Genomic DNA, 25,860 nt, shown 5'->3' on the forward strand with positions numbered 1-25,860 from the left:
ATTATTTTACAATACTAAATTCAACTCTTCTGTTTTGTTGTCTATCTTGTTCTGTACTATTAGAAGCTACAGGCTTTGATTTTCCATAACCTTTACTTGCAAGTCTTGTATTATTAATACCTTTTGACACCAAGTAATTCTTAACAGCGTCTGCTCTGTTTTGTGAAAGTTGAATGTTTTTTTGTTCATTTCCGATAGCATCTGTATGCCCTGAAACTTCAATATTTAAACTAGAATTTTCTTGAAGAACTTTTACAAGTCTATTAAGCTCTGCAGTAGACTCATTTTTCAACTGAAATTTATCTGTATCAAAGAAAATATTATTAAGTCTGATGGTTTGACCTATTTCTATGGGGGAAAGTAGAAGATCTTGTTGTATTTCCTGATAGTTAGCTACTTTTTCTAAATTAAGGTTATTGGATGTAGCTATAAAGCCTTTTTTCTCAGCTAAAAAGCTGTAGGCATTTCCAAAAGGCAGAACGATTTTATAATTACCATCAATAGGAGAAGAATTAGCTACACCTAACTCTGTATCCGTTTCTAAATCTCTATATGTAATTCTGGCTCCAATAGGTTTTTGTGTTTTGGCATTTAGTACTTTTCCAGAAATTATGACAACAGGTTTTGGAGCAAGCTCAGCAGGAAGTTCTAATTGTATAATATCTTGGTCACCAATAGATTCTGAAGAAGTAACCATATAGGCATATTTACTAGAAGCTGGAATTACAAAATAAGCATCAGCCTTTTCTGTATTAATTTCATGCCCTAAATTTTCAGGTTCAGACCATTTTTGCCAAGTATCGTCCAAACGACGAGAAACAAAAATGTCTGTATTCCCATAACCAGGTAAACCATTTGATGAGTAATACAGTGTAATACCATCTGGAGCTAAAAAAGGGCTTGAGTCATCAGCAAAAGTATTGATAGTGTTTCCTAAATTTTTAGGTTCAGACCATGTACCATCTGTTTGTAAAAAAGAAACAGATAAATCATTTCCTCCATATGAATCATCTCTCTGTGTAGCCATAATCAAAGTCTTACCATCAGCAGAAAGAGAATAATCCACAAACTTGTTTTTATTATAATCATTTTTAATTTGGATTTTCTTAGGAAGTGACCAGCCTGTTTCTGTTCGCTGACTCATCGAAATGCCACTTCCACCCCAAGACCCATCCTCTTTGTATGTGCCAATAATTAAAGCTGTATTATTATCAGGAGTTACTGAAATGATAGCATTAGGAGATTTGTTATTAAGAGGTTTACCTATATTTTTCGATTTTCCCCATTTTCCATCAGGTTGTAATTCTGAAACATAAATCTCATCAGAATCGGTTGCTCCTCCTGTATTATCAGGACTGTATTTAGTGTCAAAGTATAATGTTTTACCATCAGCAGTTATAAAGGGAGCTAATTCTGCATATTTAGTATTCACATTTGTACCTAAATTGGTATGCTTTATATTTTTAGGAACATTTTTTACTAATCGGATAGGTATATTAGCTTTGCTTGGATGTTTTTTTGATAATAATTTAGCATTAATTTGAATTACCTCATCCATCATTTTTTCAGCTTCTGCATACTTATTCAATTTTTTATAATATTTGGCCAACCTATATAGATAAAATATATATGAAGTACTTTCTTTAGAATTCTTTTTTTCTGAAATGGCAAGAGCTTCTCTGCAATAAGGTTCTGCTTTGCTGTATAATGATTGTTTATCATACATACCAGCTAATTGTAGAATTGTTTCTTTATAGGCATTTCTATCTTTTTTATTAATTTCTTCATATATCTTTTGTGCTTCTAAATAGAACTCTTCAGCTTTAGCATAATTTCCTTGTTGATTGTAGAAGTAAGCCAAATTATAACATGCTGAAGCATAAATTGCATTTTTTTCGCCAAGTCTTGCTTTTTTAGCCTTATAGGTTTCTAAATACAGAGCTTCTATTTTAGAAGGACTTTCTTTTAATGCTTCATAGCAAAAAGCTAAATTATTACAAGCTGTGGCATAATTACTACTAGTCTTTCCATCTTCAGTTTCTGCAATGATTTTTGCTTTTTCATATAGAACAACAGCTTCTTTATATTTTTTTTCATCATATAGCCCATCAGCTTGTTCTGTAATGGATTCAAAGCCGTTTTTATTTATATTTCCTTGTTTGTCATAATAAACTAAGGAAATTCTTTTATTATTCTGATAAGATGATACCATCCTTTTAATCCCTTTCTCATCATAATAAATACAATCGCCTTCTTTTAATTCTTCAGGTCGGTCTTGTGTTAAAACACCCTCAAATTGTATAATACCATTTTTATAATAATCTTTTACAACACCAACAGGCTTATCGTCTTTATAACTAATAATACGGTAATAGGCTATACGATTACTATTTGCAGGGACTTCATCCCAATCTGCATCAAAAAAAATGGTCCAACTACCTTGTCTTTTGCTACTTGCATCTGTATTATTAGGATTTTTAGGATATTTCTGGGCAAAAACCTGTAAAACAGAAATCTGCAAGAAAATATAGAAATAAAATACTTTCATAAAAAGAGTGTTCAATAATTGAGAAACTTATGATTAATTAGATTTTTACAACTTTGAATGAACCAGAATTGACATCAAAAACTAATTGATATACTGCTTTGAAAGAGGAAATCCCCAACTTTCTATCAATTGTACCAATCTGAATAGTTGTTCCTGTTTGAGGAAGTTTTGTGTAAATGCTTTTTCCTTCTATAGAAAGCTCTTCATCTATTTTAGAAGAAGTAGGAAAGTAAAAAGTAGTTTTATCAACCAATACGCCTTTTTCTAATTCATAAAATTTAGGCAATTCACCAGACCAAGAAATACTGCCATCAAAATTCTGTTTTGAAAGAGTTGAAGTGGCTACAAACTTTTTACCATTTTTTGCTACAAAATATGCCATTTCTTCTGGACTATCAAGTACCCCAAGCATATAATGCAAGGCAGGAGAGTAATTATAAGTTAAGAAACCATTTTTTATATCTTTTTTAATAAGAGTTAATTTGAAGCTGCCACCACCCATATCTGCATTAGACATTTCCTTAACTTTGGCATTATAAAAGTCCATAATGGAACTTTGAGCTAAAGAAACCTATAAACAAGAACATAGATAGAATCAAAAGCCTTATCATAAAAGAGTAGTTTTAAGATTAAAAAATAATAGACTACGCAAAAATACTCTGATATAAATTAACAAAGCCTTAGTTCTTTACGAATCAACAAGTATTATTTATTAAACAGGTACTCTAATTTATAAACCTCAATACTTGATTTTTATGTCATGGTATGTTTCAGGAGTTTGATAGTCTTTACGAAGGGGATGCCCTTGCCAATCGTTAGGCAATAGAATTCTTCTTAAATCTGGATGCCCTACAAACTCGATGCCCACCAAATCAAAAATTTCTCTTTCATGCCAATTGGCAGCAGCCCAAATGTGACTAATGGTATCTATTTTTGGTAAAGAAGAAGTATCGCTATTTTTTTCTAGAGAAACTTTTAAAATAATAGAATGATTATAAGGAATAGAATAAAGATGATAAATGACTTCTAAAAAGTTGTTGCCAGCATCAAGACCAGTAATACAAGAAAGGAAATCGAAGTAGGTCTGTTCGTTTTCATAGAGAAATGTGCAAACTTTGGCAACAGCATCAGGATTGATGAATAACTGAGGTTGTTGCAGTTTAGCATTTTCTCCTATAATTATCTCTTCACCAAATTGATTTATCAATAATTCTTTGAGTTCCGAAAAAAACATACTTTTTTTGTGCAAGATAAAAAAAAACGAGTGATAGTTTTATCACTCGTTTGAAATTCTTTTTGTTAAAAAGACTATTTTATTTTCTTAGTACCTTTTTCTTTTTTAGGTTTTTCTTCTGTTTTAGGCTCTTCAACAGGAGTGTTAGCTCCATCTTTATAGCTTTCTTCATCTTTTACATTTGTATTGATTGTAATAGGAGCTAATTCTAATTTACCACTTTGGTCTTTTCTTGCCATTAATTTCATTCTATTACGAGCTATAAAGTCTTGATAAGCAATTTTATAAGTATCTACATTAGGTTCCATAGCAATAGCTGTTTCATAACAAGTAGCAGCATCTAAAAATAATTGAGCTTCTTCATAGATACGAGCCTCAAGCATTTTGTTAAGAGCAGAAGGTTCTGCAATATATTCAGCTGCATCTTTCTTTACTTCTTGGAATTTAGAATCACTAGAAACCAAATTGATATTATAAACACTACGCTCTTTAGCAGGCTCTTTTGCTTCTTTTACAGTTACCTCTAAAATGAATGAAGGCTCTCCTTTATATTGCATTTTTGAAAAATCTAATTGAGCTAAACCTTCACCTTTGTCATCAGCCTTGATTTCTTGTGTAAAAATAACTTTACCATAAAAATCTGTAATTCTAATAGCAAATGTTTTATTTTTAGCGATGCCTTCTTGCAAAGGACTTCCATAAAGTCTAACAGTTACAATAGAATTGAGTACATCCATTGTAGGATTTGCATGCTGATCTTTAGGATATGCAAAATAAGCAAAGGCTGTATTAGGATTTGCACGTTCTACCGAACCTGTAATGGCCATGTACTTACGGTGATTTTTGTTAATGTCTTGACGGTCAGCTTTTGCCATCTCGCCAGCTACATAACTTGCATATTTTGCTGATGTACTACTATTAGCTGCACCAACTTTTGAGTTTAAATCACTAATCTTATAGCTACCAGCTTGTTTAATTTCAAGAGTTTTACCTCCTTTGTGCATCAAACCTACATAACTATTTGCTCCAACAACTACCTCATCAGTAGGGCTTAGTGTCGAACCAGACCATATTTTTTTATTGCTAGTTTTTAGGTTTACATTTCCGTTGGTAGCGAGTACCTTAAATGCGTAATCTTGTGCGTAAGCTCTTGTTATGATTGCTAATACAATCAAAGCAAAAATAAGAGCTTTTTTCTTAGCGGTGTTGTTGCTTATGTTTTTCATAGGATTTTGATTTTAATTCTTGATATTAATTTTGCTCCTCTACTCCTAAAGTTGCAACTTGTTTGTTTTTTAACCTTCTTAATCTTTGTCTGCGTTCATAAAGTTTGGTAACTGCTCCATAATAAACTTCTACTAAATTAGGAATAAATACAATTGCCAAAAATCCTAAACTCCAATCCACTTTCATTTTGAAGTTGTCAAATACCTGTAAGATAATGAAAACTATTGAGATACTTAGCAAAAATTGTACCAAAAGAGATAGTCCATCATACCAAAAATCTAATTTTGCATGTAAAAATACAAAAAGTGCAGTTATAAGATATGCAATTACAAAAGTAATTAAATAATTTGCCCAATCTGGCATGGTATCAATATAATCTTCATTGAGAATCATGGAAAGAATATTGGCATGAACATGGATACCATACATATCTTTATCAGCTTTACCTACATAATTTTCGTTGAGAGGAGTAAAAAATCGGTCTTCATCAGAAGTAACATTCATAATATTCATGTCTTCACCTGTAAAGGCCATCAATACAATTTTATTTTGCAATAATCTTTTTAATTCATCTTTTGCTCCTGCTTCATCCATCTCAAATACTTGTTGATAAGGAACGTAGCCAAATTTTTCATGATGTCCAATATAATTAATATATTCTACGTCTTTATTTCGCTTTAAGAACTTCTCAGTCTTTTTTGAATCATACAACATTGCCAATTGTACAGCAAAAGCCAATTCTGTCTTACCATTTACTTTTTCTTTTGGAGAAAATGAACGACAAGTCGCCAAACCTCCTGCCAAATCAGAACGCAATGCTTTATCTCTTGTTCCTGCTGTAATTAAGTTAGCTAATCCTCCTTTTGCATTTTTGATAAAATAAGGGTGTGAGGTAATTAAACTATCAAACTGAGGATTTTCTATTTTATTATTAATTAATTTTTGATTTGTTTTATGTTTAAAGGAAATATCTGTTACCATGACCAAATTTTCTATGCTTTGTAAAGTTTTTCCAAAAGCACTATCAATAGGAGCGTTGAGTGAGTCTGTTCTGAATTTTTTAAACAAAACATCTATACCTATACACTTAGGTTTTTGAGCATTTACAATTTCAAGTAATGGAATTAAATCTTGACGGTTGAGTTTACCAATCCCAACCACTACAATATTAGTATCTGGTCTCGTTTCATTTACCTTTATACCTGTACTATCATCTAAATCAGTTTTTTTAGCTCTAATTCCGTGAAAATACATATCTGTTATGTCAAAATCTCCGAACATTTTTTCAACAGGATTTAATGCATCAAAATTAAGATTGACACTTTGTATGATAAATGCCACAACAGCCGTGAAAGCCAAGATGAGGATATTATCTTTATTGAAAAAAAATCGAAAAAATGTTCTCATTTGCTTAAAAAATATCTAAACTTTAATACTTTTGATGTGATAAAAGTAAATGTAATATTTTCATAAATATAAAAAAAAAAAACAAGATAAAAAATGGTAGCCTTCCCCAAAGGACGTTTGAAACCTGAGCAATACATAGAAGGGATTTTACAAGGTAACGTGATAGTGCTGTCTAAAGCTATTACACTTGTAGAGAGTACTTTAGAGTATGATAAAGGACTGTCAAAAGAAATTTTAGAAGAACTTTTATCTCATACAGGTAAAAGTATTCGCTTGGGAATTACTGGTGTGCCAGGGGTAGGTAAAAGTACTTTTATAGAAAATTTTGGTTTAGAAGTAATAAAAAAGACAGGTAAGAAAATTGCGATTTTAGCAATAGACCCTACTAGCCAAAAAACTAAAGGAAGTATTTTAGGAGATAAAACTCGGATGGAGCATCTTGCTTTACATCCTAAAGCATATATTAGACCCTCACCAGCAGGACATTCGTTAGGTGGGACAGCCCAAAAAACACGAGAAACTCTTTTACTTTGCGAAGCAGCAGGTTTTGAAATCATTTTTATCGAAACAGTAGGGGTAGGGCAATCAGAAACCTTGGTAAGTGAAATGACAGACTTTTTCTTGCTTTTGATGCTTGCAGGAGCAGGAGATGAACTACAAGGTATCAAAAAAGGAATTATGGAAATGGCTGATATGCTTGTAATTACAAAAACAGATGGAGAAAATAAGCACAAAGCTTTGGTTGCAAAAGTAGAATATGAAGGAGCTTTGCATCTTTTCAGACTCTCTGAAATGGGTTGGCAAGTGCCTGTACAAACCTGTTCAGCTTTACAAAAAGAAGGTTTGGATAAAGTTTGGGAAAAAATAGAAGAATACTTTAAAATCAGCAAAGAAAAAGGTTTTTTTGAGAAAAAACGCAAAAAGCAACAACTCACTTGGCTTGAGGAAACCATTAAAAACAATTTATTAGAACATTTTTATAAACAAGAAGGAGTCAAACTGGCCCTTGAAAATGCTAAAAATGCTGTAAATGAAGGAAAAAAAGATGCTATCCATGCAGCACAAGAAGTATTAGAAAAAATTATTAAATTAAAATAGTACAACCATGATGTTAAAAGTAGAACATATTGGAATAGCTGTTAAAAGCTTACAAGAATCAAATGAATTGTTTTCAAAACTGTTTGGAAAACCTCATTATAAAGTGGAATCTGTTGAAAGTGAGGGTGTAAGTACTTCGTTTTTTCAGATGGGTGAAACAAAAATAGAACTTTTGGAAGCTACAAGTCCTGATAGTGCCATTGCTAAGTTTATTGAAAAAAAAGGAGAAGGCATTCATCATATAGCCTACGAAGTTTCTAATATCTATGAAGAAATGGAAAGGCTTAAAAATGAAGGGTTTATTCTTTTAAATACAGAACCTAAAAAAGGTGCAGACAATAAACTGATTTGCTTTCTACACCCAAAATCTACCAATGGTGTACTTGTAGAACTTTGTCAAGAAATTAAATAAAATATGTGGTTTGATAATAAAACTGAAATTGAAGATAGAATAGCCATTACAGATAGCTCTGATTCTGTAACTTATAAAGAATTGTACAGTGATGCAACCACAATAGCTCATTTCTTATTAGAAAAACTTAATACAAATCATCTCAAAGAAACTAAAATTGCATTTTTGGTAAACCCAAGTATAGAATATGTGGTTGTACAATGGGGAATATGGCTTGCGGGTGGAGTAGCTGTACCATTGTGTAATACACACCCTATCTCAGAAATAAACTATGTGCTTGAGGATGCCAACTGCAAAATTTTACTTGCAGAAGAATCGTTTCAAAATATTCTGAAAGAAGCAGTTATACAACCAACTTATCTGAAAAATATTGAAATACAAGAAACACAACTTTTGCCAACAATTCAGGTAAAGCAAAGAGCATTAATTATCTACACATCAGGGACGACAGGCAAACCCAAAGGTGTTGTAAGTACACATCAAAATATTGAAAGCCAAATCAAAACGCTTGTAGAAGCATGGGAGTGGAAAGCAAATGATAAAATTTTACATATTTTGCCACTACATCATATCCATGGAATTATAAACGCCTTATGTTGTGCTTTATATGTTGGGGCAGAAGTACATTTTTTACCAAAATTTGAAGCTGATAAAGTTTGGAGTTGGTGGCAAAAGAAAGATTTTACCATTTTTATGGCTGTTCCTACAGTTTACAGCCGTTTGATAACAGAATGGGAGAATGTAAATAAAGAAGAGCAACAAAAAATGACAAATGCTTGCAAAAAAATGAGATTGATGATTTCTGGTTCTGCTGCTTTGCCAGTAGGTATATTGGAGCGTTGGGAGGCAATTAGTGGACATTTTTTGTTAGAAAGATATGGAATGAGCGAAATAGGTATGGCAATTGCTAATCCTTTACATGAAAAAAGAAAGGCTGGTTTTATAGGTGTACCTTTACCCAATGTACATGTTAGATTGGTAAACGAACAAAATAGTGTTGTTAATCAAGGTGATATAGGGGAAATACAAGTGAAAGGTGAGAATGTTTTTCTAGAATATTGGAATAAAAAACAAGCTACTTTAGAGAGTTTTACAGAAGATGGCTGGTTTAAAACTGGAGATACAGCTATACAAGATGAAGAGGGGTATTTTAAAATATTAGGCAGAACATCTATTGATATCATCAAAACGGGAGGTTATAAAGTATCAGCTATTGAGATAGAAGAAGTTTTAAGATTACATCCATCTATTCAAGATTGTGCTGTAGTAGGAATTGCAGATGAAGAATGGGGTGAAAAAGTTTCTGCATGTTTGATTTTACATGAAAATCAAGACTTATCCCTTGAAAATTTAAGAACTTGGGCTAAAACGCAAATAGCTCATTATAAGATTCCTACACAAATAAAAATACTATCCGAATTGCCTAGAAATGCAATGGGGAAAGTATTGAAACCTGAACTGAAAAAACTATTTCATGGATAATTTACATATAACTATCATACAAACAGATTTGCATTGGGAAAGTCCAACTGCAAATCTGGCAATGTTAGAAGAAAAAATAGAAGAAATCAGCCAATCAACAGACCTTATTGTATTACCTGAAATGTTTACAACAGGCTTTACGATGAATGCCTCTGCTCTGGCGGAGCCTATGAACTTAACCACTTATAAATGGCTTCAACAACAAGCCAAAAAGAAAAATGCTGTTGTGGTGGGTAGCTGTATAATCAAAGAAAAAGAACAATATTTTAACAGACTTTTGTGGGTAGAGCCTGACGGAAAAGTTGATTTTTATGATAAAAAACACTTGTTTAGAATGGCAGGGGAGCATGAGGTTTATTCTCAAGGAAACAAACGAGTTATCAAAGAAATAAAAGGTTGGAAAATCTTTCCCCTAATTTGCTACGATTTACGCTTTCCTGTTTGGGCAAGAAATGTAAATTTAGCTTACGATTTGATTTTGTATGTAGCCAATTGGCCTAACCCTCGTCTCAATGCTTGGGATATTTTGTTGCAAGCGAGAGCCATTGAAAATCAGGCATATAGTGTGGGTGTAAATAGAGTAGGTAAAGATGCAAAAGGAAATGAATATGATGGAAACTCTGCTATTTATGATTTTAAAGGAAATAAAATAGTGAAAATAGAAAATGGAGAAGAGAAAATAGCAAGTGTTGTTTTGGAAAAAGCTCCTTTAGAAGATTTTAGAACAAAATTTCCAATTTACTTAGATGCTGATAAAATTACTGAGAGTCTGAATACTTTTTCCTAAAATAAAGTCTTTTTTTCTCTCTTTCTAAAACTAATTCTGTAATTCTATTTGTATTCTGGTTGTAAAAAGCTTCTTCGAAATCTTTTTCGGGTAAATCTAAACGATAAGCAGCTTGCAACAATCTTTCAGGAGATTTTTGTAGTAAATGAGCTATAAATTTTTTCAAGTTTCCTTCTAAATCTTCCCAAGAAAAGTTTTCTTCAGGCAAGGCATCATCCCAATACGAATGAATAGAGTTTTTAATAAGTACCAAATCAGACTCCATGATAGCAATTAATGTAAGTAAATTTAATGAAAAATAAAGGAAATCAAGTATATTTGCAGTGAAAAATTTCACGAATAAATTATGCATAACGACCCCGAATTACAACAACAAGCTAAATATTTGGGCACATTTACCAAAGACTTTGTAGTAGTAGCCGATACACTTAAAGAAGTATCTTATCAGTTACGTACACGAGGTTTCGAATTTCCCATATTTCCAATTTGTAAGGAGCATATTGCTATTGGTAATTTATTAATAGATAAAACTGCTGTGCAGTTAGATTGGCATTGTTTTGTTTCGTTTGCTGGGGAGTTTGAACAAAGACAATTGATAACTGATTTGGAAGGCTTCAAAAATGCCTATAAAGATCCAGATGAATTTTGTTGCCTTTTTGTGGTAGACAAAGATTTTATGAATTTTGTGTTTTTGCCTTATCCTGAAGATTAAAATGTTGATTTTTAAGTTTTTATCAATTTTGCCATTGTCTATACTGTATCTGATGGCAGATTTTTTGTACTTCTTAGCTTTTTATGTGATTGGGTATCGTAAAGAGGTTGTTTGGCAAAATCTTAAAAATGCTTTTCCAAATAAAACAGACAAAGAGTTAAAGATAATTCAAAAAGATTTTTACAAACACCTTGCAGAAGTTTTCATTGAAACTTTAAAAATATTGAGTATCTCAAAAAAAGAATTAGAAAAACGATTTGTTGTCAGAAATATTGAAATACTCAAAGAAAGATTGGATGAAGGAAAAACTGTTTTGGTGCTTACAGCTCATTTATTTAATTGGGAATGGCTTTCACTCATTACAAGTCTAAAACAACCTTACTCAGTACATTTTGTTTATCAAGAACTTAGTAGTAAGTTTTTTGATAACTTGATGCTCAAAATTAGGACTCATTTTGGAGGTCAGCCTCTTAAGATGCAAAATATTTTAAAAGATGTTTTGCAAAATCATAATCAAGCCAGAATTGTAGCTTTGTTGGCTGACCAAAGTCCAGCAGGAAATGAAAAAGACCATTGGACAGATTTTCTAAATCAAGATACTGCCTTTTTTGCTGGAGCAGAGAAAATAGCGACAAAACTTCAATTACCTGTAGTGTTTGGAGGTGCAACTAGGCTCAAAAGAGGGCATTATGAATTATATTTTGAAGAAATTTATCATCCTCAAGAAAAATCAGATAACAAAATTACAGAAAATTACGTTAGAGCTTTAGAGGCTCAAATACAAAAAACACCAGCCAATTGGCTTTGGTCTCATAAACGTTGGAAAAAGAAAAGAAATTTTTAGAAATTTGGAACACCTTTTGCTAACTTTCAGTATAAAAGAAAAAAGTTAAAATTAAAATTTGTAATAAAATGAAAAATCGTACTCCTTTTGGAAACCCTTTTGGTATTTTTTTAATAGTTCTTTTTGCTCTAAGTGGAACGGCTATGGCTCAAAAAGTAGCTTCTGTAGCCCCAGCTCCTCAAATTAAGTTTGAAAAGACTACCCATGACTTTGGTAATATACCTCAAGGTACACCAGTAACTACTACATTTATATTTAAAAATGCAGGAAAAGCTCCTTTAGTTCTTTCAAATGTACAAGCTTCTTGTGGTTGTACAACACCTTCTTATACAAAAGAGCCTATTGCTCCTGGCAAAACAGGAACAATTACAGCTACTTACAATGCAGCAGGAGCAGGTCAATTCAACAAGAGTATTACAGTAACATCTAATGCTGGAGAGCCAGTGGTTTTAATGTTACAAGGTACAGTAGTAGCAAAAGAACAAGGTGGTTCAGCAAATCCTACAATACAACCTAAATAAAAACCAGTAATTTTTCTCTTTATAAAAAATAAAAAGGTCAGTAAATTTACTGACCTTTTTTTATGCTAAAACTGAAAACATAATGGAAAAAAACTTTTTTGCTGAAGTATATGAGGTTGTAAAACTCATACCTGAAGGGCGAGTGACTTCTTATGGTGCAATAGCTCAATATCTTGGAACAAAAGGCGGAGCTCGTATGGTAGGTTGGGCTATGAATGCTGCTCATACCGAAAAAGATGTGCCAGCTCATCGAGTTGTAAATAGAAATGGACAACTAACAGGTAAACATTTTTTTGAAACACCTGAAACCATGCAAAGTCTTTTGGAAGCAGAAGGACTAAAAATTGTAGATGATGAAATCCAAGATTTTCAAAAACATTTCTGGAATCCTAACGATGAATTAGCTTTATAATATTAATTTTTTGTTAAAAAATTATGTATGGCTAAAATCACGTCCTAATTTTTTTAAATTTGCGTGGTTTTTACGAAATATGATTCTATGTTAGAAGGTTTAGAAATTTCTGTTATCATTCTGTTATTTGTTAGTGTTATTTTTGTTTTGGGGTTTGAATTCATCAATGGTTTTCATGATACTGCCAACGCTGTTGCAACAGTTATCTATACAAAATCGTTAAAACCACAATCGGCTGTAGTGCTTTCTGGGATATTTAACTTTGCAGGTGTTTTCTTTGGAGGAATAGGAGTTGCAATGGGTATTATTAACTTGCTTCCAACTGATGCTCTCTTATTAGGAGATGTTTGGTTAGGAATGTCCATGATTTTGGCTTTACTTCTTTCTGCAATTATTTGGAACTTTGGAACATGGTATCTGGGAATACCTTCTTCGAGTTCACACACATTGATTGGAGCTATTTTAGGTGTGGGAATTGCCTATTCTTTGGATATGGGAAAAGGAATTAGTGGGGTAAATTGGGGAAAAGCTGCTGAAGTTGGGTTGTCATTGTTATTATCACCCTTAATTGGACTTAGTTTAGCTGCTATTTTATTATGGGTTTTGAAAATTTCTGTTAAAAATAAAAAAATATTTGAAGCTCCTGATGGTGATACACCTCCTCCAACATGGATTCGAGCAATTCTTATTTTCACTTGTTCTGGTGTAAGTTTTGCTCATGGGTCTAATGATGGACAGAAAGGTGTTGGGTTGTTGATGTTAGTTCTTATTATGACACTCCCAACTTATTATACATTAAATTCTGAGAAAAACATTACAGATTATAGAAATGCAATCAATCAATTTGATGAAAAAGTACAAATAATAGCTCGTGATTATCCAGCAAATACTTTTGGAGAAATAAAAGATGAAGTAACTGCCATAAAAACAATATTTCAAAAAGAAAAATTGAACAAAGACGAGTTAAAAGAAGTACGAAAAAATATATTAAAAATAGATAAAGAGTTTAAAAGTATTTATAAAAAAGAGCCATCAGTTGAATCTAAAGTGAAAGACACTTTAAGTAAATTTAAAGGAGAAACTACAGAGCATGCCCCATTATGGGTGAAAATCGCAATAGCTTTAAGTTTAGGTTTAGGAACAATGATTGGTTGGAAAAGAATAGTAGTAACAATAGGTGAAAAAATAGGTAAACAACACTTGACTTATGCACAAGGAGCATCAGCAGAGTTAATAGCTACGATTACGATTGGATTTTCATCTTTTGTTTATCACTTGCCTGTAAGTACAACCCATATTTTATCTTCTGGTGTAGCAGGGAGTATGATAGCTGCTAATGGTGTCAAAAATCTTCAGAAATCGACAGTTAAAAGCATTGCATTAGCTTGGTTATTAACATTGCCTGTGTCTATTGGGTTATCAATGTTATTATTTTATGTATTTAAATTAATATTGGTATAAAAAAGAAGGGGAATTAAATTCCCCTTCTTTTTTATATTTTCTGTTTGACAGTAATATACCCTGGGTATTTTACGTAGCCTTTTCCAATAGAAATAGAAGGTTTTACCTTAAGTTTTAAATTTTTCGGTTTGTTCTGGTCATCTTTAACACCTAAGCTCTTGCTAATCAGATCTCTACTCTCTTTTTGAGAAAAAAATTTATATAAATCAGAAGCTACATTTAATGGCATTACGATACTTGTCCCTGAAGGTATCTCATATCTTTGTTTTACAATACCTTTAGCAATTTCAACATTATCTATTTCTGCAATCCATTCTAAATAATTTAAAGCGGCTAATTTATCATTTGGATTGCTGATATTAATATTTACGACAAAAGAGAGAGGTAAAGTTTTTTGTGATACAGACTTAAGAATTCCTGCTATCTCTAAGGGGTTAATATCAGATATTTCAGATACATTTTGCACATTGATATTAGCTAAACGCATATTATCAATAGTAGTTGTGCTAAATTCACATTGAGCAAAGTTTTTTACTTCTCTAATAGTTCTACAAGAAAAAGTAAAAAACAATAGGATTATTAAAGTACTAAGTTTTTTCATAAAAGTAATAATATTATTCTAATGAGTTTTATCAGGAATTGGAACTAAATTTATATTGAAGTTCTCCAATATTATTGGATAACTTTTTTTTTTGCCGTTTTTTCTTGAACAAAATTATTATTTGAGTAAACACAAGTACAAAAGTGATAATAACTCCTAAGTAACCATAAGCAGGTAAAAAACGTAAGTAATAACCTATCAAAATAGATCCTATACACATTCCATATAAAATAAATGATGTTTGAATGTGATTAAAGCCTACATCTAATAATAGATGGTGTAGATGGTTTCTATCACCAGAGAAAGGAGAGCGTTTATTTGCTAATCTAATAGTAAAAACTCTAATAGTATCAAATAAAGGAATTATCAATACAGCAATAGCAAATATAGGAGCCTTTCCTCCAGAAAAACTTAATTCTGTTTTATTCATTTCTATAAACTGAATAGCAAATACAGCAGAAATAAAGCCAAGTATCAGAGAACCAGTATCCCCCATAAAAATTTTAGCATTGACAAGTAGATTGTATCTTAAAAAACCAAGTACAGCACCACATGTAGCAAATGCCCAAATAGCCAAACTTTCTTCCTGATGCATATAAAACCATACCCCAAAAGTTGCTAAAACAATAAATCCGATTCCTCCAGCCAAGCCGTTTACGCCATCTATCAAATTGAAGGCGTTGATAATTACGATGACAGTAAATATAGTAGCTAAATTAAGCCAAATGGGCGAGGTTTCATAGATAGAGAGAAAACCATAATAACTACTAAGTTGAACTTCACCCCAAAAAACAATAATGGAAGTAGCTAAAAGCTGTGCTAAAAATTTTTTATAGGGAGGAAGAGGAATGATATCATCTTTGATGCCTGTAAAAAATAGGATAGTCATTGCAGAAAGAAAAGCTCCTAAATCTAAATGTCTGCTTTGATGTGCAAAAAAACTTGCAGAGATAACAGTGCCTGCATAAATAGCTATTCCTCCTAGAGTGGGGATTTTACTTAAATGGGACTTTCTTGCCTCATCAGGTTCATCATAAAGATGTTTTTGTTCGGCAACTTTAATAATGACAGGAATGCTTATCCATGCAATTATCAGAGCAACCAGAAATGTGGCAACCAAAATATAAATCATCATAACACCTTTTACGATAAGCTTTTGCTTACCTGTTTTTCATAATATTAAAATGCATTCTTATCACCTTTCAGCATACTCTGGACAGTCCAAAACACAATTTTGATATCTAACCAAAAAGACCAATTTTCTATATAAAAAACATCCATTTTTACACGATTAATCATAGAGCGAACATCTTTTGTTTCTCCTCGATAGCCTTTCACTTGTGCTAAGCCTGTTACTCCAGGTTTTACTAAATGCCTTACAGTATACTTTTCTACAATATGTTTGAAGGTTTCATTGAGTTCAAGAGGATGAGGTCTTGGACCCACTACAGTCATGTCTCCTAACAAAACATTGAAAAATTGTGGTAACTCATCAATACTCGTTTTTCTCAAAAATCGTCCAAACTTAGTTATTCTATTATCGTTTTGGGTAGCTTGTATAAATCCTGCATTCTTTTTATAGGTCATGGTTCGGAATTTATAAACCCAAAATACTTTGTTATCTTTTCCTGCTCGTTTCTGCTTAAAAAATATAGGACCTCTTGAGGTCAGCTTTATAATCAAAGCTAAGATAGGAAAAAGCCATGTAAAAACCAATAAAATTACTGAAATTGAAAAAAATATGTCAAAACTTCGTTTTAGAATTTGATTGATTGCATCATTAAGAGGTTCTGTTCTTGAAAGAACAACAGGAATAGAGCCATACTGTTCGACAGCAACTTCAGCTGCAGTAAAATCTTTTAAATTAGGTAATAACTTAATTCTTTTCAAATGATTATCTGCTATTGTAGTGATTTTTTTAAGTTGCTCCCTATTTACTCTATCTAAAGAGCAAAAAATTTCACCAACTTCATTTTCTAAAACATACCTTTCTAAATCTGGCAAAGCTCCTTTAATAAGAGAGTTATCACTGAACTTATCATCAAAAAAACCCATGAATTGGTACCCTCTGTCAGGGTTTTTCATTACAAAATTATATAAATCTAATCCAGCTTTTCCATAACCTACTATTACAATCTTAATTTGATTATAGCCTGAACGCCTGTAAATCCTTAACATCCAAATAATAAGGACTCTCCATGCTAAGACAAGCAAACTAAAAGATCCATAAGAAGCAAGTAAATGGAATCGAGAGTAATCTTGGACTTGGAGTAGAACTAAAAAGATAGTTACCAAAGCAAAATGCCAAGCAACTGCTCGTAAATTTTTACGAGCAGTTGTCAAATAATCATCTAAACGAGATATCTGATAAGTTTTAGATAAGACAGAAATAACTATCCAAATAGCGTTATAATATATTCCTACATACCAATAGGGAACTTGGTCTATACCAGAAAAAGTTTTAAAACGTAACCAATAGGCTATTAAAAATGCTAAATTGAGTGCGATTAAATCACCAATAGAGTAACTTATTTTTATTAACTTGCTGTATCTCTGTAACATATACTCTGTCTTGCGGAGTAAAACTCAAATATATAGAAAATCCAATAAAAAAATTAAAGCCTTTTCAAATAAATTTTGAAAAGGCTTTAATTTTAGAAACTACTCATACAGATTATCTTCCTCCGTTGCTTAGTTTATCCATTTCAGCTTCGAAAGTCTTTTTGAACTTCTCATAATCATAATCAATTTTGATACGTTCATCATTAGTTAACTTCTGCATTCTTTTGTTATAAGACTCCAACAAATCGTCAGTTGTCAATTCTAATGCAATGTAATACTTATAAGTACCTTGTTGAGTTTTTACTAATTTCTCACAAATTGTTTTAGTTCCAGCAAGCTCTTGGTCAACTACTTCACGAGTTAAGTTTTCATAACGCTCTTCAACTTCTTCTTTGTTGTTAAACTCACGAGAGTTTACATAGTTATCAGTAACAGCCTTCACTTTGGTATTAATGCTACGAGCAAGTTCATCACGAGTATTGCTCAATGCTTTACGCTTCGCAACCATTTGGTCTTGACTTTCTCCCATTGCATTAGCACGGAAAGTTTTTTTATCAGTGAAAAACTCAGGGCCAGAGCATGGTACAACTACTTCTTTTTCGCCTTCAGGCAATTTTACTTTGTCTTTCTTTTTACAAGAAATTGTAGCAGTAGCTAAAAATGTAACAGCTAATAAATAGATAAATGACTTCTTCATAAAAATATAAATTTAGTTTAAACAAATATAATCAGGAATGATGCCAAAGTAAGTAAAATTTTATGAAAAATCTAAAGAAAATAATTATTTGCTTGATAAACAGTGGTTTATTTGCCATCTAGGCGTAAAAGTAAATGTTTTAAAAATAAAATATAGGTTATATATAAGAAAGATTGTAGATTTGCTGTGTTTTTTGAAAAATTGAACAAGTGTTAATGAATAATCCCTATTGTAAAAAAACAGCTTTGTTGATAGGCTCTACTGGTTTGGTAGGTTCCGAATTGCTTTTTCAGATGATTAATGATGACTACTATGAAGAAGTTATTGTAGTTTCGAGACAAAAAGTAAATGTTATACACCCCAAACTAACACAACACATTATAGATTTTGATAATCTTGATGCATATGCCCACCTTATCAAAGCCACAGATATTTATTGTTGTTTAGGTACGACTATAAAAAAGGCAAAAAGTAAAGAGAAATTCTACTTAGTAGATTATATATATCCCACCGAGATTGCAAAAATTGCAAAATTTAATGGAGCATCTTCATTTACCATTGTTACAGCAATGGGTGCATGTAAAAATTCTACTTTTTACTATAATAGAGTAAAAGGTGAAGTAGAAGAAACAATTGAACATCTTCAATTTAAATGTTGTAATATTATACGCCCTTCATTGTTGCTTGGGGAACGTCAAGAATTTCGTTTGGGCGAAGAAATAGGTAAGGCTGTAGCCAAAGGTTTAGAATTTATGATGGTAGGTGGATTAAAAAAATATAAACCCATAGAGGCTAAAGTGGTAGCTATTGCTATGTATGAACTTACAAAAGAAAAGAGAGAAGGTTTTCATATATTTGAATCGGCATACCTCCAAGAAGTTTACAATGAAGAAAAATATGCTTCATACGCTTAAATTATATGAAGCATATGAATACTAATTGACTAAATTTTTCTTAGAATGAAATATTCTAACATATAGGTTTCCAATCCCTTCAATGAGTCTTCTAAGAGCATTAAAATATAATGTAACATATAAAAAAGCACTCATCAACCAAATTATAAGAATATTGAAGCCTAAAGTATCATAAAGCATTCCTCCTAAACGCTTTTTGGGGGCAAAAAAATGAGTTCTGAAATCTAAAGCAGTACTTTTCTCTGGATTTTTAAAAATAGGGTATACTTTCTGAATAAGATTTGAGCTTGTTTCAACGATACGCTCAGGAGTTTCTGTTGCTGTTACAAGACGTTCAATGGCTTCATTGTGGTACCTATTTTTTAAATCTAAAAACTCTTTTCTTTCTACTGATGTTTTTGTAAGACTTCCTATTACTTGGTCTTTTGCTTGGCTATTTTCATTATAAATTTTAATATAATGCTTCTTTAAAACTTGAAGATGTTTCTTCAGATTATTATACAAATCTAAATTAAACTGATTATGTACAAACTTATCAAATTGTGTAAACTGATAAGGTGTAATTTCATTTTGAAGTACAAGTTCGTTTTTCAAAATAAGCAAATCTTGTTTTACTTGTTCTCTAAGAGAATCTATTTTGTGGCTATTTAAACAATCATCCAATTTTGTTTCTAATTCAGGAATATACAAAGATTTATGAAACTCTGCCTGAGACATTTTTTGGTCATAATCATAAAAATGCTTTTGATATTCATTGTATTTGAATTGTGCTACCATTAATGCTTCGAAAGCCCAACGAGCAGCCATACTTTCCGCTAACAAAGGTACTTTTTTGTCCGAAGAAAGATTTGGATTAATTTCGTTGAATCGAACTACAATACCACCTAAAAGTAATTGAGGTATTAAAAGCAAAGGAATAAGAATGTAAATGGTAACAACAGAATTGAATGTTGCAGAAATATTTAAGCCCAACATATTGGCAAAACAAGTAGTAGCAAATAATACAAGCCAATAAGATGTATTCATGCCCTCTACGCCCAAAATCCAATTACCAATTAAAACAAAACTCAAGGTTTGTACTGCAGAAAAAGCAAACAACAAAATAACTTTTGCAAGTAAATAACTGCCTCTACTCAAATGTAAAAATGCTTCTCTTTTAAGCATTTTAGCATCTTTGATAATTTCTTCTGCACTGACAGACAAGCCAATAAACAAAGAAACTATTACAGACATAAAAATGTATGCAGGTAAATTGTTGTTTTTGGCAAAAACATAACCACCATCACTACTTTGGTAAAAGCGAACAATATAAGCCAAGATAATTGCTAAAAGAGGTGCTTCTAATAGATTGATAGTCATGTATTGAGTGTTACTCAATTTTGAAAGAATATCTCTTGTCAAGAAAATACCAACCTGTTTGATTCTAGGTGGAATTTTCAGATGAGTAACAGGTTGTTCTTGATGTGTGTTTGTTTGAGGAGGATTGATAAGTTTTTCAAAATATTCGTTCCACTTTCGTGGTGTTATTTTTCTTTGATTGGTAAATGTTCCATATTCGTTTACCATTTTAGTTTCAATAATATTAAAAATCTGTTCAGGATTAACATTTCCACACTCCACACAAACATTCTGGTCTTTATCTACAAAACCTGCAATACTTTTGAAATAGGTAATGGCTTCAATAGGGTTTCCATAATAAATAGGATAACCACCTACATCTAAAATAAGTAATTTATCAAACATCTTAAAAATATCTGAAGAAGGTTGATGAATTACTACAAAAATAAGTTTTCCCTTTAAAGAAAGCTCTTTAAGTAAATCCATGATATTTTCAGAATCCCTTGAAGAAAGTCCAGAAGTAGGTTCATCTACAAATAGTACATAAGGCTCTCGAAGAAGTTCTAATCCAATATTTACTCTTTTTCGTTGTCCGCCACTAATCGTTTTCTGAAGAGGGTTGCCAACTTTTAAATCTTGAATTTCATGAATCCCTAAACTGTGTAATGTTTTTTGAACCAAAGCATCAATTTCATCTTCAGAAGCCTTGCTAAAACTAAGCTTGGCAGCATAATAAAGGTTTTGGTAAACGGTTAATTCATCTATAAGTAGGTCATCTTGAGGTACATAGCCAATAACCCCTGAAATACTTTCATTATCTTTATGAATATCTATCCCATTAATGAGAACTTGTCCTTTGGTAGGTTTTAGATTTCCATTTAAAACATTGAGTAAAGTAGATTTTCCTGAACCACTTGCTCCCATCAAACCTATTAATTTGCCCGATTCTTCAGCAATATTTACATTTCTAAGCCCTACTTTATGATTGGGAAAATAATACCAAATATCTAATGCCTCAAAGGAAATGACTTGATTCCTATTTTCATTTAAAAATAAGCCAACTACATCACTATAATATACAGGGTCAAATTTATCGGAACGGATACTACTACCAACTGGAAATGTATAAACATGACGGTCTTTGATACCTACACTATTCAGATAAATATTGCTACTTCCTGCATACCTCAATAAGTACATTTCCATACTTGGAATACGCAAAATGCCTATAGCTCCATCTAATTTATCTCTATAAACATGCTTATAATCAATATCTGTTTTAGGGATGCCATCAATCCAAACTATATTTTGATGAATATTATCTTCAGAAAAGCTTTCTAAGACAAATTTTCGGATTGTTTCATACTCAACAGGATCTAAGTGGAAAATTTCTGCAATTTTCTTTACTAAAGTTTGTTCTTTTTCAGAAGCAATACCATCAGAAATGTTCATTTCTAAGATATTTGTGATAACAATAACCTTCTGAGTTCGTGTGAGTTCTTCGTTTAGATTTTTACAGATATTAACTACGTCTACGTTTTGAGAAGCATATTTGTCAAATAATTCTAAATATTTTTCTATATATTCTTCCCCAAAATTATCTTCTAAGAATTTTTGAATAAGCAAACGTTCATTTTCATTTACACCATCTACTTGAGCAGATGCAGCAAGCAATTGAATGATGGCTCTTAATACTTTTTCACTCATATAAAAATATAGCTTAAGTGTTTTAGGCTGTAAAACTTGCGTTAAATATAAGTGGAAAAATATTGTATGGCAAATGTTAGTTTGTAACTCACTTAAAAAACTGAATAATATTTTGCAAAAAGAAAGAGTAATAAAAAAATAAAAGGTTTGATAAGTATCAAACCTTTTATAAAAACTACCTATTTAACTTAAAACTACATAAGTTCTGATAATTTGAAAGTTTTACCAGCTATGCTACCATCTACTTTAACCAATAATTTGCCTGGCTGCCCTTTTTCTGCAACTGTTAATTTTTTACCTTCTTGAATACAGAATTCTTTTTGAACACCACTATTCATAGGTGCAGTACCTGAACCAGTATGTAACGTTATAGAACCTCCTGTATCATTTTTCACTTTGAAACAAACTTCACCATTTGGTTTTTTGGTTACAGTTATTGTTGCATCTGCTTGTTTAGACTTAAAGGCACTCATTGCCACAATACCAAATACTAATGCTGAGCCAAGAATTAATTTTTTCATGATTTTTTAAGATTTTAAATGTTCAATTTTTGTTTAAAAAGATTTTAAATGTTCAATTTTTATTTAACTAGAAATTTAAAGTAACTGCGAAATATTGAAATTTTTTCCTTTGTGATTCTTCTGAACAATGATGAGAAGCTTTTGGGGTTCATTCTTTCTGATTAAAAAAATTTTTTCTCCAACATTTTTCTCAAATCTATATACAGCACTACTTTCTAAAGCTGTTGTAGATTTTTCTGTTGCTACCACAACCCTCACAGCTAAATCATTTTTTAAAGTAAAATCAATTTTTGTCTCTTCTTGAGATATACATCTCCATTGCTCTGAAGCCTTCAGTGTTATGGCTATTGTAAAAAGCAATATGGATAATGTTTTAAAAAGCATGTAAAGTTTTTTATTATTGTTTTATGTTTCAAAAGTATAAGAAAGATTTTGATTGTAGTTTTGTCATTTTATCAAAACGCTTCTTATTTTTACGAAAGTCTTAATTTTATATATGAAAGGAGAATACCATATTAGTGAATTATATATTTATCCTATCAAATCTTTTGCAGGAATTGAAATCCAAGAGGCTGAAATTACAGATAGAGGATTTCAATATGATAGAAGATGGATGCTCATAGATAACAATGGGCGATTTTTGAGCCAAAGAGAATATGTAGAACTTTGTTTTTTTCAACCTGTTATAAAGTCAAATGGTTTGGAAGTGTATCATAAAAAATATCCTTCTCAAAAGATTTTTATACCTTTTGAATATAACTCTGAAAATCAGGATGTAGTAATTTGGGATGATACCTGTCAGGCAAATACAGTTTCAGAAAATATCAATACCTTTTTCTCTGATTTGCTCAAACAAGAAGTGAAACTAGTATATATGGCTGATAACTCTCATAGACTGATAGATACCAAATATGCTAAAGAAGGTGAATTAACGAGCTTTTCAGATGGATACCCATTTTTATTGATTGGGCAGAGTTCATTGAATGATTTGAATAAGAAAACAAGTGAATCTATTCCTATGAATCGTTTCAGACCTAACATAGTATTTACTGGAGGAGAAGCTTTTATCGAAGATACTTGGAAAGACTTTTCAATTACTAATATTCTTTTTACTTGTGCAAAACCTTGTGCAAGATGTGTTGTTACCACTATCAATCAAGAAACAGGTGAAAAAGGTAAAGAGCCTTTAGTAACTCTAAATCAATACAGAAAACAAAATAATAAAATACTTTTTGGGCAGAATATCATCCATCATGGATTGGGTAAAATTAAATTAGGGGATCAATTAATAGTTCAATAAAAATATAAACATGCAATCATTATCAACATCACAACCTTCTTCTAAGAAAATCTGGATTACTGTTATGGTAGCTGCTTTAGGCTACTTTGTAGATATTTATGATTTGTTATTATTTAGTATTATCCGAATAGATAGTTTAAAAAGTTTAGGTTATACTTCTGACAAAGACATAGAAAACTATGGACATTTACTCATTAATACCCAAATGATAGGGCTTTTATTGGGTGGACTTTTGTGGGGAACATTGGGTGATAAAAAAGGGCGTTTGTCAGTTTTATTTGGCTCTATCATTACTTATTCATTAGCCAATATTGCCAATGGCTTTGTTCAAAATATTGAACAGTATGTTGTCTTGAGATTTATAGCTGGAATAGGTTTAGCAGGAGAATTGGGAGCTGGTATTACACTTGTCAATGAAATTATGAGTAAAGAAAAACGTGGTTATGGTGTAACCATTGTTGCTTCTGTGGGGCTTTTGGGAGCTGTTTTTGCATCTGTATTGAGTCAAGAATTTGGATGGAGGCCAGCTTATTGGATAGGAGGAGGAATGGGAGTAGCTCTGCTACTGCTTCGTGTGGGAGTAGCAGAATCAGGATTGTTTGGAAAGGCTAAACAAGAAGGTGTAAAACTTGGTAATTTTTCAATGATTCTTACAAATTCCAAACGCTTAAAAACCTATTTATGCTCTATATTATGTACAATTCCTGTCTGGTATGTGATAGGGCTCTTGGTTACATTTTGTAAAGAGTTTGGACAGGCTCTCCAAATGCCTGAAATTCCTAAACCTGCTGTTGCTATTTTGTTTGCTTATGCAGGTTTGAGTGTAGGAGATATGGCAAGTGGTATTATTAGCCAATGGACACGCTCACGTAAAAAAGTACAATATGGTTTTATTTCTTTGGGAGCTATAATGAGTATAATTTATTTAACAAGCTCTCATTTAAGTTTAGAAGTATTTTATGGATTGTGTTTTGTCTTAGGAATGTTTTCAGGTTATTGGGTAATTTCTATTACCTCTGTTTCTGAGCATTTTGGTACAAATTTAAGAGCTACTGTTACTACAACAGTACCTAATTTTGTAAGAGGCTCATTTGTACTCGTAGATATTTGTTATAATCTATTAAAAGAACCTTTAGGGAAAATTGAAAGTGCGATGTGGGTAGGAGCAGTTGTATTTATATTGGCTATATGGGCTGTAACACAACTAGAAGAAACTTTTGGAAAAGATTTAAACTTTCAAGAATCATAAAAAAGAAACTCTCTATTTGAGAGTTTCTTGCCAAATCGTATAGTTTTCTTCAAATTTAAGACTGGAAGGCTTTTCTTCAAATATTCCATAAATTGTTGAACCTGATCCAGACATAGAAGCATATATAGCTCCTTGCTTGTATAAGTATTCTTTTATTTCACTTAGTTTAGGATATTTTTCAAACAAATGAGTCTCGAAATCATTTTTGATGATATTTTTCCATTTGTTCAAAGGATTTGTTTCTAAAAAGTTTTTTAAATCAAAACTTAAAGGTTGTGGTTTAACACCTGAATAAGCTTCTTTTGTAGAAATATGAATATTCGGATATACTAAAACTAAATATTTTCCTTTCAAATCTAACTTTATATCTTTGAATTTATCCCCTTTTTCATAACAGTATAGAGGTTTACTTTCTATAAAAAAAGCACAATCACTACCCAATAAACGAGCATATTCTTGCATTTGAGAGGTTTCAAGGCCAAGATTATAAAGCTGATTGATAAGTTTGATGGTAAAAGCTGCATCAGCAGAGCCACCACCTAAACCTGCACCCATTGGAATTACTTTGTGTAAAAACATGGATGTAGCAGGAATGAAATGATCTCTAGATAATAAATTTAGGGCTTTCATACACAAATTTTCAGAAGTATCTCCATCTACTTGTAATCCGCTAATTTTCAAATAGTTGTTTTCAGATGGAAGTACTTCTAAAACATCACTCCAGCCAACAGGATAAAAGCAAGACTCCAAATTATGGAAACCATCATTGCGTTTTTCAGTAATATATAAACCAATATTGATTTTGGCATGAGGAAAACTAAGCATA

Annotated in this window: 26 protein-coding genes; 12 read left to right on the forward strand and 14 right to left on the reverse strand. The window is 31.6% G+C overall.

The genetic code is table 11. The annotated features are described in order from the left end of the window. Nucleotide 1: 1 nt before the first annotated feature. The 5 genes from AD998_02200 to AD998_02220 all read right to left on the reverse strand — a co-directional run bounded on the left by AD998_02200 (nucleotide 2) and on the right by AD998_02220 (nucleotide 6,416). Nucleotides 2-1,495: a hypothetical protein gene (locus tag AD998_02200; GenBank protein KOY88014.1), complete on the reverse strand. Its 1,494-nt coding sequence runs from the start codon at nucleotides 1,493-1,495 to the stop codon at nucleotides 2-4. 1,090 nt (nucleotides 1,496-2,585) lie between these two features. After that, a complete protein-coding gene (locus AD998_02205; GenBank protein KOY85120.1) occupies nucleotides 2,586-3,095 on the reverse strand; it encodes a hypothetical protein in 510 nt (169 codons plus the stop codon). A 192-nt stretch (nucleotides 3,096-3,287) separates the two neighbouring features. After that, on the reverse strand, nucleotides 3,288-3,782 hold the full coding sequence (locus tag AD998_02210; GenBank protein ID KOY85121.1) for an NADH dehydrogenase: 495 nt from the start codon (nucleotides 3,780-3,782) through the stop codon (nucleotides 3,288-3,290). A 74-nt stretch (nucleotides 3,783-3,856) separates the two neighbouring features. Then, nucleotides 3,857-5,008, reverse strand: a complete 1,152-nt coding sequence (locus AD998_02215; protein KOY85122.1) for a hypothetical protein — start codon at nucleotides 5,006-5,008, stop codon at nucleotides 3,857-3,859. Nucleotides 5,009-5,033: 25 nt separating this feature from the next. Beyond that, on the reverse strand, nucleotides 5,034-6,416 hold the full coding sequence (locus AD998_02220; GenBank protein ID KOY85123.1) for a hypothetical protein: 1,383 nt from the start codon (nucleotides 6,414-6,416) through the stop codon (nucleotides 5,034-5,036). A gap of 93 nt (nucleotides 6,417-6,509) precedes the next feature. On the opposite strand from AD998_02220, the gene AD998_02225 reads away from it, so the two are divergent. Genes AD998_02225 through AD998_02240 form a run of 4 tightly spaced genes read left to right on the forward strand, consistent with a single transcriptional unit; the run spans nucleotide 6,510 to nucleotide 10,195 of the window. Next, complete coding sequence (locus tag AD998_02225; protein ID KOY85124.1) at nucleotides 6,510-7,514, forward strand: protein kinase; 1,005 nt, start codon at nucleotides 6,510-6,512, stop codon at nucleotides 7,512-7,514. Between the two features lie 10 nt (nucleotides 7,515-7,524). Continuing rightward, nucleotides 7,525-7,926, forward strand: coding sequence for a hypothetical protein (locus AD998_02230; protein KOY85125.1), 402 nt, complete (start codon nucleotides 7,525-7,527; stop codon nucleotides 7,924-7,926). 3 nt (nucleotides 7,927-7,929) lie between these two features. Beyond that, nucleotides 7,930-9,408 carry a long-chain fatty acid--CoA ligase gene (locus AD998_02235; protein ID KOY85126.1) on the forward strand — a complete coding sequence of 493 codons (1,479 nt, stop codon included), beginning with the start codon at nucleotides 7,930-7,932 and terminating at the stop codon, nucleotides 9,406-9,408. Then, nucleotides 9,401-10,195: an amidohydrolase gene (locus tag AD998_02240; protein KOY85127.1), complete on the forward strand. Its 795-nt coding sequence runs from the start codon at nucleotides 9,401-9,403 to the stop codon at nucleotides 10,193-10,195. The genes AD998_02235 and AD998_02240 overlap by 8 nt, the downstream gene beginning before the upstream one ends. Here AD998_02240 and AD998_02245 read toward each other — a convergent pair. Continuing rightward, nucleotides 10,167-10,547, reverse strand: coding sequence for a hypothetical protein (locus tag AD998_02245; GenBank protein ID KOY85128.1), 381 nt, complete (start codon nucleotides 10,545-10,547; stop codon nucleotides 10,167-10,169). The genes AD998_02240 and AD998_02245 overlap by 29 nt on opposite strands. Between AD998_02245 and AD998_02250 the strand changes: the two genes are divergently transcribed. The 5 genes from AD998_02250 to AD998_02270 all read left to right on the forward strand — a co-directional run bounded on the left by AD998_02250 (nucleotide 10,542) and on the right by AD998_02270 (nucleotide 14,145). Next, complete coding sequence (locus AD998_02250) at nucleotides 10,542-10,907, forward strand: hypothetical protein (protein KOY85129.1); 366 nt, start codon at nucleotides 10,542-10,544, stop codon at nucleotides 10,905-10,907. The genes AD998_02245 and AD998_02250 overlap by 6 nt on opposite strands. Before the next feature lies 1 nt (nucleotide 10,908). Continuing rightward, nucleotides 10,909-11,751, forward strand: coding sequence for a hypothetical protein (locus AD998_02255; protein ID KOY85130.1), 843 nt, complete (start codon nucleotides 10,909-10,911; stop codon nucleotides 11,749-11,751). Nucleotides 11,752-11,894: 143 nt separating this feature from the next. Beyond that, nucleotides 11,895-12,272 (forward strand): hypothetical protein, encoded by a 378-nt coding sequence (locus tag AD998_02260; GenBank protein ID KOY88015.1) that lies wholly within the window; start codon nucleotides 11,895-11,897, stop codon nucleotides 12,270-12,272. 82 nt (nucleotides 12,273-12,354) lie between these two features. Beyond that, a complete protein-coding gene (locus AD998_02265) occupies nucleotides 12,355-12,684 on the forward strand; it encodes a cysteine methyltransferase (protein ID KOY85131.1) in 330 nt (109 codons plus the stop codon). Nucleotides 12,685-12,771: 87 nt separating this feature from the next. Next, nucleotides 12,772-14,145, forward strand: a complete 1,374-nt coding sequence (locus tag AD998_02270; protein ID KOY85132.1) for a nuclease PIN — start codon at nucleotides 12,772-12,774, stop codon at nucleotides 14,143-14,145. Between the two features lie 31 nt (nucleotides 14,146-14,176). On the opposite strand, the gene AD998_02275 is transcribed toward AD998_02270, so the two are convergent. The 4 genes from AD998_02275 to AD998_02290 all read right to left on the reverse strand — a co-directional run bounded on the left by AD998_02275 (nucleotide 14,177) and on the right by AD998_02290 (nucleotide 18,005). Next, nucleotides 14,177-14,746, reverse strand: a complete 570-nt coding sequence (locus AD998_02275) for a hypothetical protein (GenBank protein ID KOY85133.1) — start codon at nucleotides 14,744-14,746, stop codon at nucleotides 14,177-14,179. Between the two features lie 31 nt (nucleotides 14,747-14,777). Next, entirely contained in the window at nucleotides 14,778-15,881 is a 1,104-nt protein-coding gene (locus AD998_02280) for a hypothetical protein (GenBank protein KOY85134.1), read from the reverse strand. Between the two features lie 44 nt (nucleotides 15,882-15,925). Continuing rightward, nucleotides 15,926-17,308 (reverse strand): hypothetical protein, encoded by a 1,383-nt coding sequence (locus AD998_02285; GenBank protein ID KOY85135.1) that lies wholly within the window; start codon nucleotides 17,306-17,308, stop codon nucleotides 15,926-15,928. 112 nt (nucleotides 17,309-17,420) lie between these two features. After that, nucleotides 17,421-18,005, reverse strand: a complete 585-nt coding sequence (locus AD998_02290) for a hypothetical protein (GenBank protein ID KOY85136.1) — start codon at nucleotides 18,003-18,005, stop codon at nucleotides 17,421-17,423. Nucleotides 18,006-18,220: 215 nt separating this feature from the next. Between AD998_02290 and AD998_02295 the strand changes: the two genes are divergently transcribed. Further along, the gene (locus AD998_02295; protein KOY85137.1) at nucleotides 18,221-18,919 is read left to right on the forward strand and encodes a hypothetical protein; all 699 of its coding nucleotides are present in this window, start codon (nucleotides 18,221-18,223) and stop codon (nucleotides 18,917-18,919) included. Between the two features lie 21 nt (nucleotides 18,920-18,940). Here the strand turns inward: AD998_02295 and AD998_02300 are convergent, their stop codons facing one another. The 3 genes from AD998_02300 to AD998_02310 all read right to left on the reverse strand — a co-directional run bounded on the left by AD998_02300 (nucleotide 18,941) and on the right by AD998_02310 (nucleotide 22,869). After that, complete coding sequence (locus tag AD998_02300; protein ID KOY85138.1) at nucleotides 18,941-21,964, reverse strand: hypothetical protein; 3,024 nt, start codon at nucleotides 21,962-21,964, stop codon at nucleotides 18,941-18,943. A 194-nt stretch (nucleotides 21,965-22,158) separates the two neighbouring features. Then, nucleotides 22,159-22,485, reverse strand: a complete 327-nt coding sequence (locus tag AD998_02305) for a hypothetical protein (protein KOY85139.1) — start codon at nucleotides 22,483-22,485, stop codon at nucleotides 22,159-22,161. 75 nt (nucleotides 22,486-22,560) lie between these two features. Then, complete coding sequence (locus tag AD998_02310; protein KOY85140.1) at nucleotides 22,561-22,869, reverse strand: hypothetical protein; 309 nt, start codon at nucleotides 22,867-22,869, stop codon at nucleotides 22,561-22,563. A 112-nt stretch (nucleotides 22,870-22,981) separates the two neighbouring features. Here AD998_02310 and AD998_02315 point away from each other — a divergent pair, with 112 nt between their 5' ends. Together AD998_02315 and AD998_02320 are read left to right on the forward strand one after the other, a co-directional pair. Next, nucleotides 22,982-23,785: an oxidoreductase gene (locus AD998_02315; GenBank protein KOY85141.1), complete on the forward strand. Its 804-nt coding sequence runs from the start codon at nucleotides 22,982-22,984 to the stop codon at nucleotides 23,783-23,785. Nucleotides 23,786-23,795: 10 nt separating this feature from the next. Continuing rightward, complete coding sequence (locus AD998_02320; protein ID KOY85142.1) at nucleotides 23,796-25,034, forward strand: MFS transporter; 1,239 nt, start codon at nucleotides 23,796-23,798, stop codon at nucleotides 25,032-25,034. Nucleotides 25,035-25,046: 12 nt separating this feature from the next. On the opposite strand, the gene AD998_02325 is transcribed toward AD998_02320, so the two are convergent. Continuing rightward, the gene (locus AD998_02325; GenBank protein ID KOY85143.1) at nucleotides 25,047-25,859 is read right to left on the reverse strand and encodes a 4-diphosphocytidyl-2C-methyl-D-erythritol kinase; all 813 of its coding nucleotides are present in this window, start codon (nucleotides 25,857-25,859) and stop codon (nucleotides 25,047-25,049) included. Nucleotide 25,860 lies beyond the last annotated feature (1 nt).

The sequence above is a fragment of the bacterium 336/3 genome (assembly GCA_001281695.1).
Classification (GTDB): Bacteria; Bacteroidota; Bacteroidia; order Cytophagales; family Thermonemataceae; genus Raineya.

Coding starts and splice junctions, on each gene's coding strand:
- AD998_02305 (KOY85139.1), bottom strand. CDS start 22,485: ATGAAAAAATTAATTCTTGGCTCAGCATTAGTATTTGGTATTGTGGCA.
- AD998_02270 (KOY85132.1), top strand. CDS start 12,772: ATGTTAGAAGGTTTAGAAATTTCTGTTATCATTCTGTTATTTGTTAGT.
- AD998_02315 (KOY85141.1), top strand. CDS start 22,982: ATGAAAGGAGAATACCATATTAGTGAATTATATATTTATCCTATCAAA.
- AD998_02320 (KOY85142.1), top strand. CDS start 23,796: ATGCAATCATTATCAACATCACAACCTTCTTCTAAGAAAATCTGGATT.
- AD998_02285 (KOY85135.1), bottom strand. CDS start 17,308: ATGTTACAGAGATACAGCAAGTTAATAAAAATAAGTTACTCTATTGGT.
- AD998_02240 (KOY85127.1), top strand. CDS start 9,401: ATGGATAATTTACATATAACTATCATACAAACAGATTTGCATTGGGAA.
- AD998_02210 (KOY85121.1), bottom strand. CDS start 3,782: ATGTTTTTTTCGGAACTCAAAGAATTATTGATAAATCAATTTGGTGAA.
- AD998_02215 (KOY85122.1), bottom strand. CDS start 5,008: ATGAAAAACATAAGCAACAACACCGCTAAGAAAAAAGCTCTTATTTTT.
- AD998_02245 (KOY85128.1), bottom strand. CDS start 10,547: ATGCATAATTTATTCGTGAAATTTTTCACTGCAAATATACTTGATTTC.
- AD998_02265 (KOY85131.1), top strand. CDS start 12,355: ATGGAAAAAAACTTTTTTGCTGAAGTATATGAGGTTGTAAAACTCATA.
- AD998_02205 (KOY85120.1), bottom strand. CDS start 3,095: ATGGACTTTTATAATGCCAAAGTTAAGGAAATGTCTAATGCAGATATG.
- AD998_02295 (KOY85137.1), top strand. CDS start 18,221: ATGAATAATCCCTATTGTAAAAAAACAGCTTTGTTGATAGGCTCTACT.
- AD998_02325 (KOY85143.1), bottom strand. CDS start 25,859: ATGCTTAGTTTTCCTCATGCCAAAATCAATATTGGTTTATATATTACT.
- AD998_02260 (KOY88015.1), top strand. CDS start 11,895: ATGGCTCAAAAAGTAGCTTCTGTAGCCCCAGCTCCTCAAATTAAGTTT.
- AD998_02310 (KOY85140.1), bottom strand. CDS start 22,869: ATGCTTTTTAAAACATTATCCATATTGCTTTTTACAATAGCCATAACA.
- AD998_02255 (KOY85130.1), top strand. CDS start 10,909: ATGTTGATTTTTAAGTTTTTATCAATTTTGCCATTGTCTATACTGTAT.
- AD998_02275 (KOY85133.1), bottom strand. CDS start 14,746: ATGAAAAAACTTAGTACTTTAATAATCCTATTGTTTTTTACTTTTTCT.
- AD998_02250 (KOY85129.1), top strand. CDS start 10,542: ATGCATAACGACCCCGAATTACAACAACAAGCTAAATATTTGGGCACA.
- AD998_02230 (KOY85125.1), top strand. CDS start 7,525: ATGTTAAAAGTAGAACATATTGGAATAGCTGTTAAAAGCTTACAAGAA.
- AD998_02235 (KOY85126.1), top strand. CDS start 7,930: ATGTGGTTTGATAATAAAACTGAAATTGAAGATAGAATAGCCATTACA.
- AD998_02290 (KOY85136.1), bottom strand. CDS start 18,005: ATGAAGAAGTCATTTATCTATTTATTAGCTGTTACATTTTTAGCTACT.
- AD998_02300 (KOY85138.1), bottom strand. CDS start 21,964: ATGAGTGAAAAAGTATTAAGAGCCATCATTCAATTGCTTGCTGCATCT.
- AD998_02280 (KOY85134.1), bottom strand. CDS start 15,881: ATGATGATTTATATTTTGGTTGCCACATTTCTGGTTGCTCTGATAATT.
- AD998_02225 (KOY85124.1), top strand. CDS start 6,510: ATGGTAGCCTTCCCCAAAGGACGTTTGAAACCTGAGCAATACATAGAA.
- AD998_02220 (KOY85123.1), bottom strand. CDS start 6,416: ATGAGAACATTTTTTCGATTTTTTTTCAATAAAGATAATATCCTCATC.